Below are 8,753 nucleotides of genomic sequence, written 5' to 3' on the forward strand. Positions count from 1 at the left end.
TGCGGCGGAGCGGAGCCCCGCAGTCGCGAACGAAGACAGGCACGACATGAGTGAGAGAAGTGCGGTGAATCGACTCGGTCCGGCCCAGGAGAAGGCGGCCACGCTCATCGAGGCGCTGCCGTGGCTGGCCCGGTTCCACGGGGCCACCGTCGTCGTCAAGTACGGCGGCAACGCGATGATCGACCCGGAATTGCAGCGGGCGTTCGCCGCCGACATGGTCTTCCTGCGTTACGCCGGTCTCCGGCCGGTCGTGGTGCACGGCGGCGGCCCGCAGATCTCGGCGATGCTGGGCCGGCTCGGCATCCCCAGTGAGTTCAAGGGCGGCCTGCGGGTCACCACCCCGGAGGCGATGGACGTCGTCCGGATGGTGCTCGTGGGTCAGGTCGGCCGCGAACTCGTCGGGCTGATCAACGAGCACGGCCCGTTCGCGGTGGGACTGTCCGGTGAGGACGCCCGGCTGTTCACCGCCGTCCGCCGGCCGGCGTACGTCGACGGGGAGCCGGTCGACATCGGCCAGGTCGGTGACGTCGACGCGGTCAACGTCTCCGCGGTCGCCGACCTGATCGGTAACGGACGGATCCCGGTCATCTCGACGGTGGCACCCGACGCCGACGGGGTGCTGCACAACCTCAACGCGGACACGGCGGCCGCGGCGCTCGCGGTCGCGCTCGACGCCCGCAAGCTGATCGTGTTGACCGACGTGCCCGGCCTGTACGCCGACTGGCCGGACACCGACAGCCTCGTCGACCGGATCACCGTCGCCGAGCTGGCGAAGCTGCTGCCCCGCCTCGAGGCCGGAATGGTGCCGAAGATGGAGGCGTGCCTGCGGGCGGTGCAGGGTGGTGTGCCCGCCGCGCACGTCGTCGACGGCCGGGTGGCGCATTCCACGTTGCTGGAGGTGTTCACCTCCGAGGGTTTCGGCACGATGGTCGTCGCCGGCACCGAGGGTGCCGGGACGCAGGACGGGAAGACGGTGAACGGAGCATGACGACCCTGGTCGACCGCTGGCGGCAGTCCATGATGGACAACTACGGGACACCGCCACTCGCGTTGGTCAGCGGCTCGGGGGCGGTCGTCGTGGACGAGGCCGGCAAGCAGTACGTGGATCTGCTCGGCGGAATCGCCGTCAACAGCCTCGGCCACGCGCACCCCGCCGTGGTCGCCGCCGTCTCCAAGCAGGTGGCCACGCTCGGCCACGTCTCGAACCTCTTCGTGGCCGAACCGCCGGTCGCGCTCGCCGAGCTGCTGCTGGCCCTCGCCGGCCGGCCCGGCCGGGTGTTCTTCGCCAACTCCGGGGCGGAGGTCAACGAGGCGGCGTTCAAGCTGTCCCGGCTGACCGGCCGCGGCCACGTCGTGTCGACCGTCGGCGGCTTCCACGGCCGCACCATGGGTGCGCTGGCCCTGACCGGTCAGCCGACCAAGGCCGACCCGTTCCGGCCGCTGCCCGGCGACGTCACCCACGTCCCGTACGGTGACGTCGACGCCCTGGCGGCCGCGGTCACCGCCGAGACCGCCATGGTCATCCTCGAACCGATCCAGGGCGAGAACGGCGTGTGCGTGCCCCCGCCCGGCTATCTCGGCGCGGCCCGGGAGATCACCACCCGGCACGGCGCGCTGCTCGTCATCGACGAGGTGCAGACCGGGATGGGACGCACCGGCCACTGGTTCGCCCACCAGGCCGAGGGGATCGAGCCCGACGTGGTGACCCTGGCCAAGGGGCTCGGCGGCGGCCTGCCGATCGGCGCCTGCATCGCGTTCGGCCCCGCCGCCGACCTGCTCGCCCCGGGCGCGCACGGCAGCACCTTCGGCGGCAACCCGGTCAGTTGCGCCGCCGCCCTGGCGGTCGTCAGCACCATCGCCAACGAGGGGCTGCTCGACCACGTCAAGCGGATCGGCGAGCGGCTGCGGCACGGCGTCGAGGCGCTCGGCCACCCGCTGGTGGCCGAGGTACGCGGCGCCGGCCTGCTGCTCGGGATCGTCCTGCGGGCCCCGGCGTCGGGCGCGGTCGCCGGAGTGCTGCGGGACGCCGGTTTCCTCGTCAACCCGGTCCAGCCGAACGTGCTGCGGCTGGCGCCGCCACTGGTCGTCACCGCCGAGCAGGCCGACGCGTTCCTCGCCGCCCTGCCGGCCGCGCTGGACGCCGCGACACCGAACGAGGAGACGCCATGATCCGCCACTTTCTGCGTGACGACGACCTGACCCCGGCCGAGCAGTCGGCCGTACTCGACCTGGCGGAGCAGATCAAGGCGGAACCGTTCCGGGAACGGCCGCTGGCCGGCCCCCGGTCGGTGGCGGTCCTCTTCGACAAGCAGAGCCTGCGGACCCGGCTGTCGTTCGACGTCGGCATCGCCGAACTCGGCGGCAACGCGATCATCGTCGATTCCGGCGGCACCCACTTCGGGCGTGGCGAGACGCTCGCCGACGCCTCCCGGGTACTGTCCCGCTACGTGGCGGCGATCGTGATGCGGACCCACGGCGATGACCGGATCGCCGAGGTCGCGGCCGCCTCGTCCGTACCGGTGATCAACGCCTTGACCGACGGCTTCCACCCGTGCCAGCTTCTCGCCGACCTGTTGACGGTCCGGCAGCGGTGCGGCGGCACCACCGGCCGGACCCTGGCGTACGTCGGCGACGCCGCCAACAACATGGCCCGCTCCTACCTGGTCGCCGGGGCGACGGCTGGAATGCACGTCCGGGTCGCCGGCCCCGCCGGCTACGACCCGGATCCGGAGATCGTCGCCACGGCGACCGCGATCGCCGCGGGCACCGGTGGCTCGGTCCAGGTGCTGCGCGACCCGCGTGCGGCGGTCGCCGGCGCCGACGTGGTGGCCACCGACACCTGGACGTCGATGGGGCAGGAGCACGACGGCCGCGACCGGCTCACCCCGTTCTGGCCCTACCAGGTCAACAAGGAGCTGCTGGCGGGCGCACCGGACGCGATCGTGCTGCACTGCCTGCCGGCCCACCGCGGCGAGGAGATCACCGACGAGGTCATGGACGGCGACCGCAGCGCCGTGTTCGACGAGGCCGAGAACCGGGTACACGCGCAGAAGGCGCTGATCACCTGGCTGCTGCGCCAGGAGGCGCCGAAGTGACCGGGCAGCGAGGAAGCCGACAGGCCCGGCGGCGGTCGTCCGGCCGCCGGCCGCAGCGGGGTGGGCGCGTGACCGAGCAGGGCAGGGCAGTCGGGTGACCGGGCCGGTCACCCGGACGGCACGGCACGCCCGCATCGTCGAGCTGATCCGGGACAAGGTGGTCCATTCGCAGACCGAACTCGCCGACCTGCTCGCCGGCGACGGCATCCAGGTCACCCAGGCCACCCTGTCACGTGACCTGGAGGAACTCGGCGCGGTCAAGGTCCGTGGCGGTGACGGCGGGCCGGCCGTCTACCTCATCCCCGAGGACGGCCTACGACCGCTGCGCGACGCCGAGCAGGCCCCGGCCCGCCTGCTCCGGCTGCTGCGCGAACTCCTGACCAGCGTCGACGCCAGCGGCAACATGGCCGTGTTGCGCACCCCGCCCGGCGCCGCGCAGTTCCTGGCCAGCGCCCTGGACCGCTCCGGCCTGCCGGAGGTGGTCGGCACCATCGCCGGCGACGACACCATCCTGGTGGTGGCCAGGGACACGGTCGGCGGTGCCGCCCTCGCGGCGAAGCTGGCCGACTGGGCCGTCACCCCGCCGGCCGGGTCCGAACCCGCCTAGCGGGCGCGACCCGGCGCGGTCGACACGTCGTAGAAGGAGCACCACGCCGGATGGCCGCCGCCCGTGACGCCCGCCTCGGCTCCCCGCAAATCTGATTGGAAGGCACGTTCGCAATGATTGTCGGCGTGGATGACAAGAGCCTGACCGAGAACAGCGCGCCCGCCAACCGGACCAGCCTGTGGGGAGGCCGGTTCGCCGGCGGCCCCTCCGAGGCGCTGGCCCGGCTGTCGGTCAGCGTCCAGTTCGACTGGCGCCTCGCGCCGTACGACCTCGCGGGCTCCCGGGCACACGCCCGGGTGCTGGCCCGCGCCGGGCTGCTCGACGCCGAGGAACTCGGCCGGGTCCTGGCCGCCCTGGACGACCTGGAGGCCGCCTGCGCCTCCGGCGAGTTCCGGCCGACGGTCGACGACGAGGACGTCCACACCGCGCTCGAACGCGGGATGCTGGAACGGCTCGGCACCCTGGGCGGCAAGCTGCGCGCCGGCCGCTCCCGCAACGACCAGGTCGCCACCGACCTGCGCCTCTACCTGCGTGACCACGCCCGCGGCGTCGCCGAGCGGCTGGTCGAGCTCGCCGACGCCCTGGTCGAGCAGGCCGAGCGGCACGTCGACACGCCCGCCCCGGGCATGACCCACGTCCAGCACGCCCAGCCGGTCACCTTCGGCCACTGGCTGCTCGCCCACGTCCAGCCGCTGCTGCGCGACCTGGAGCGGCTGCGGGACTGGGACGCCCGTACGGCGATCTCACCACTGGGCGCCGGCGCGCTCGCCGGCTCCTCGCTGCCGCTCGACCCGGTCCAGGTCGCCAAGGAACTCGGGTTCACCGCGTCGGCCGCCAACTCCATGGACGCGGTCGCCGACCGGGACTTCGTGGCCGAGTTCCTGTTCGTCACCTCGCTGATCGGGGTGCACCTGTCCCGGCTCGGCGAGGAGGTGGTGCTCTGGACGTCGCAGGAGTTCGGCTGGGTCGAACTCGACGACAGCTTCGCCACCGGATCGTCGATCATGCCGCAGAAGAAGAACGCCGACATCGCCGAACTGGCCCGCGGCAAGTCCGGCCGGCTGGTCGGCGGCCTCGTCGCCGTCCTGACGATGCTCAAGGGCCTGCCGCTGACCTACGACCGGGACATGCAGGAGGACAAGGAGCCGGTCTTCGACGCCGTCGACACCCTCCAGCTCCTGCTGCCCGCACTGGCCGGAATGATCTCCACCATGACGGTACGGGTGGACCGGCTCGCCGCCGCCGCGCCGGTCGGCTTCACCCTCGCCACCGAGGTCGCCGACTGGCTGGTCGTCAAGGGCGTGCCGTTCCGGGAGGCACACGAGATCACCGGCAAGCTGGTGGCGCTGTGCGTGGCCCGCGACTGCGCCCTCGACGAGGTCTCCGACGAGGACCTCACCCTCGTCAGCCCACATCTCGACGCCGGCGTACGCGACGTCCTGTCGGTCCGTACGGCACTCGCCGCCCGCACCACGCCCGGCTCGACCGGCCCCGGCCCGGTCGCCGACCAGCTCGCCACCGCCATCGACAAGCTCGCCGGCTGGCGTGCCTGGGCCACCGAGGTCGTCGTACCCCGCTGACCGGCACCGTGGCCGCCGCCCGGGCGGCGGCCACGGTGGCCCGGGGCCTACTCCAGGTCCCAGAGCAGCCGGTAGTAGGCGATCCGGTCGGCGTCCGGCTCGACCCCGTACGCGGCCAGCAGCACACCTTCCCAATCCGGCCCGTAGTTCCAGTGCAGGCTCCAGGTGGCCACCGCCAGGTCGGCCCACCGGTCGGCGACCCCGAGCGCACCGAGGTCGACGTGTCCGGCGAACCGGCCGTCCGGGGTGATCAGCGTGTTGGGGGCGCACGGGTCACCCTGGCAGACCACCAGCCGGTCGACCGCCGGCACGTCGGCGAGCCGGGCCAGCGCCCCGGCCACGCCCAACGCGGCGTGGTCCGGATGCCACCACGCCGGATCGAGCCGCCCGGCCGCGGCGGACCGCCGCACCCGGGCGAGCCGGTCCTCGACCCGCCAACCGAACGGGCAGTCCGCGACCGGCAGCCGGTCGTGCAACCGCCGCAGCCCGGCGCCGATCGCGGCCGCGCCGGTCGCCGGGTCCGCCTTCCACCGGTCGACGACCGCAGGTTCGCCGGGCAGGCCGTCGGTCAGCAGCCAGCTCCCGCTCTCGTCGGCTCCCTCGTCGAGGACCGGCGGCACGAGCGCGTACCGGACCGCCCACCGCAGCCGTTCCGCCTCCCGGTCCAGCCGCAGCCCGCTGTCCGGCGGCGCCCACTTCACGAACCACCGTCCGGCGCCGACGGTGATCTCGAAGGTGAGGCCGCCCAGTTCGTTGCGCCACACCGGGCGGGTCGGCCGCCCGGCGGCGAGCCGCCGTACGACCTCGGGAACCGGTTGGTCGGGCGGCGGGGGACCGGAGAGCATCGGGGCATTCTGCCAGAGCCGGATCCGCCGGCGGGTCCCGCGACCCGCACCGAGGTGGCATCGGCGGCACCATCCGTGCTGTCCTGTACGACGTGACCGACCTCGCCCACCTGCTCGCCGGCCCGGTCGTGCCCGCGGCGCACGGACTGCTCGGTTGCCGGCTGTCCGCCGGCGGCGTCACCGTGCGCGTCACCGAGGTCGAGGCGTACGCGGGCACCGCCGGTGACCCCGCCTCGCACGCGTACCGGGGCCGTACCCCACGCAACTCGGTCATGTTCGGCCCGTCCGGGTACGCCTACGTCTACTTCACGTACGGCATGCACTGGTGCATGAACGTGGTGACCGGACCGGAAGGGGAGGCGTCCGCGGTACTCCTGCGGGCCGGCGAGATCGTCGCGGGCCTGGACGTCGCCCGGTCCCGGCGTCCCGCCGTACGCCGGGACGTCGACCTGGCCCGCGGTCCGGCGCGGCTGTGTTCCGCGCTCGGCCTGGACGGCTCCGCGTACGGCGTCCACCTGCTCGGCGCCGGTCCGGTACGGCTCACCGCGCCGCCGGCACCGGTCGATCCGGCGACGGTCAGCGCCGGCCCCCGGGTCGGGGTGACCGGCGCGCACGACCGGCCGTGGCGGTTCTGGATCACCGGGGACCCGACCGTCAGCGCCTACCGCCGGCATGTTCCGAAACCGGCGCGTACGGCCGGCGCGTCGGGCGTCCGTCCGTAACCCGGTACAGGTGGGGCGCGGTCGTGGGGGACAATTCGCTGTGTGACCGATCTGATCGACGACCTGCTGTGGCGGGGTCTCATCCAGGACTCGACCGACCTCGACGAGTTGCGCAAGCACCTGGACAACGAGCAGGTGACCTTCTATGTCGGCTTCGACCCGACCGCCGCGAGCCTGCACGTCGGCCACCTGGTGCAGGTGCTGACCGCCCGGCGCCTGCAGCTCGCCGGTCACCGTCCGCTGCTGCTGGTCGGTGGGGCGACCGGCCAGATCGGTGATCCGAAGGAGGGCGGCGAACGCAGCCTGCACAGCCCGGAGACGGTGACCGGATGGGTGGCCCGGATCCGTGACCAGCTCTCGCCGTTCGTGACGTACACCGGCGACAACGCCGCGACCCTGGTCAACAACCTGGACTGGACGGCGGAGATGTCGGTCGTCGAGTTTCTCCGCGACGTCGGCAAGCACTTCCCGGTCAACCGGATGCTGGCCCGCGAGGTGGTCAAGGCGCGCCTGGAGAGCGGCATCAGCTTCACCGAGTTCAGCTACCAGTTGCTCCAGGCCAACGACTACTTCGAACTGCACTGCCGGCACGGCTGCACGCTGCAGTTCGGTGGCTCCGACCAGTGGGGCAACATCACCGCCGGGGTCGACTACATCCGCCGGCGCGGCGCCGGGCCGGTGCACGCGTTCACCACACCGCTGGTGACCAAGTCCGACGGGACCAAGTTCGGCAAGAGCGAGGGCGGTGCCGTCTGGATCGACCCCACCATGACCAGCCCGTACGCCTTCTACCAGTTCTGGCTCAACAGCGACGACCGGGATGTGCCGCGTTACCTGCGCTACTTCAGCTTCCGATCCCGTGACGAGATCGAGGAGCTGGTCGCCGCGACCGAGGAGCGGCCGCAGGCCCGGCTCGGACAACGGGCGCTGGCGGAGGAACTGACCACGCTCGTGCACGGCGAGGAGGAGACGCGGCAGGTGATCGCCGCCAGCCAGGCGCTGTTCGGCCGCGGGTCGCTCGACGAGTTGGCGCCGGAGACGTTGCGTGCCGCGCTGGCCGAGGCCGGCCTGCTGGAGGTCCGTGGGGAGCTGCCGACCGTGGCCACGTTGTTGAAGGACTCCGGCCTGGTCGGCAGCTTCAACGAGGCGCGTCGGGCGATCACCGAGGGCGGCGCGTACCTCAACAACGAGCGGGTGACCGACGTCGAGGCGACGGTCGCGCCGGCGGCGCTGCTGCACGGCCGGTTCCTGGTCCTGCGCCGGGGCAAGCGCACCTTCGCCGGCGTTGAGCTGGCCAGATAGTCAGTCCTCGTTGATGTGACGCGGGACGCACCCGGTGGATTTGACGATCGATCCACCGGGTGCGTAACTTTCTCTCTGCCCGCAGGGGACACGGACGAAAGGTGCGAAAGCACCTCGAGGCCGAGGACCACAGGGGCAACCCCGAGACGGTACGGCGTTCCGCCGGATCTGATCGGGGCCGGGTGGTGCGGCACGACGACCTGAAGGGTCGATTTGGCGCCGCGAAACCGGCCGGGTAGAGTGAACGACCGGACAGGGAACCGGGCGAGCCAGCAAGTCGCTCCCGAGGGAGCGGACCTGCGGCGGCCGGCCTGCCGGAATCCCAAACATCAACACTGCGGGGCATGACTCTGCGTGTTGCGGTTGGGGCAAAGCTGGATGATGCGGTGTTGATCGGAAATATCGGGTTGACACGGTAGAAACTGGCGGGTAACGTAGTAAAAGTGCCTGGCGCTGAGCGCGGGGTGCAGGGTGTGGAGCCCCGGGTTCGGGTCCTGCTTGTTGGTCGGGTTCGGGTTTGGTGTGTGTTTGTTCTTTGAGAACTCAACAGGGTGCTTGTAAGCCAGTGCCAAGAATGATTATTTCCCGGGCCTGGTCTGCTT

General features: G+C 72.2%; 8 protein-coding genes. 7 read left to right on the forward strand and 1 reads right to left on the reverse strand.

Features of this window, described 5'->3' with window-relative positions:
* Nucleotides 1-46 precede the first annotated feature (46 nt).
* From argB to argH, 5 genes are all read left to right on the forward strand, one after another.
* On the forward strand, nt 47-988 hold the full coding sequence (gene argB / locus AB0M79_RS04135) for an acetylglutamate kinase (RefSeq protein ID WP_364207569.1): 942 nt from the start codon (nt 47-49) through the stop codon (nt 986-988).
* Nucleotides 985-2,169: an acetylornithine transaminase gene (locus tag AB0M79_RS04140; RefSeq protein WP_357540122.1), complete on the forward strand. Its 1,185-nt coding sequence runs from the start codon at nt 985-987 to the stop codon at nt 2,167-2,169. The genes argB and AB0M79_RS04140 overlap by 4 nt, the downstream gene beginning before the upstream one ends.
* On the forward strand, nt 2,166-3,095 hold the full coding sequence (gene argF, locus AB0M79_RS04145) for an ornithine carbamoyltransferase (RefSeq protein WP_364207571.1): 930 nt from the start codon (nt 2,166-2,168) through the stop codon (nt 3,093-3,095). Before AB0M79_RS04140 ends, argF begins: the two co-directional genes overlap by 4 nt.
* Nucleotides 3,096-3,189: 94 nt before the next feature.
* Nucleotides 3,190-3,702, forward strand: a complete 513-nt coding sequence (locus AB0M79_RS04150) for an arginine repressor (protein ID WP_357540126.1) — start codon at nt 3,190-3,192, stop codon at nt 3,700-3,702.
* Nucleotides 3,703-3,818: 116 nt separating this feature from the next.
* Entirely contained in the window at nt 3,819-5,282 is a 1,464-nt protein-coding gene (gene argH / locus AB0M79_RS04155; RefSeq protein WP_364207633.1) for an argininosuccinate lyase, read from the forward strand.
* A gap of 47 nt (nt 5,283-5,329) precedes the next feature.
* Here the strand turns inward: argH and AB0M79_RS04160 are convergent, their stop codons facing one another.
* Complete coding sequence (locus AB0M79_RS04160) at nt 5,330-6,127, reverse strand: aminoglycoside 3'-phosphotransferase (protein WP_364207573.1); 798 nt, start codon at nt 6,125-6,127, stop codon at nt 5,330-5,332.
* An 83-nt stretch (nt 6,128-6,210) separates the two neighbouring features.
* On the opposite strand from AB0M79_RS04160, the gene AB0M79_RS04165 reads away from it, so the two are divergent.
* Nucleotides 6,211-6,849, forward strand: coding sequence for a DNA-3-methyladenine glycosylase (locus AB0M79_RS04165; RefSeq protein WP_364207635.1), 639 nt, complete (start codon nt 6,211-6,213; stop codon nt 6,847-6,849).
* A gap of 42 nt (nt 6,850-6,891) precedes the next feature.
* Nucleotides 6,892-8,151, forward strand: a complete 1,260-nt coding sequence (gene tyrS / locus AB0M79_RS04170) for a tyrosine--tRNA ligase (protein ID WP_364207575.1) — start codon at nt 6,892-6,894, stop codon at nt 8,149-8,151.
* Nucleotides 8,152-8,753 lie beyond the last annotated feature (602 nt).

It is taken from the genome of Polymorphospora sp. NPDC051019 (assembly GCF_040683055.1).
Taxonomy (GTDB): Bacteria; Actinomycetota; Actinomycetes; order Mycobacteriales; family Micromonosporaceae; genus Polymorphospora; species Polymorphospora lycopeni.

Coding starts and splice junctions, on each gene's coding strand:
- AB0M79_RS04140 (WP_357540122.1), top strand. CDS start 985: ATGACGACCCTGGTCGACCGCTGGCGGCAGTCCATGATGGACAACTAC.
- argB (WP_364207569.1), top strand. CDS start 47: ATGAGTGAGAGAAGTGCGGTGAATCGACTCGGTCCGGCCCAGGAGAAG.
- AB0M79_RS04160 (WP_364207573.1), bottom strand. CDS start 6,127: ATGCTCTCCGGTCCCCCGCCGCCCGACCAACCGGTTCCCGAGGTCGTA.
- argF (WP_364207571.1), top strand. CDS start 2,166: ATGATCCGCCACTTTCTGCGTGACGACGACCTGACCCCGGCCGAGCAG.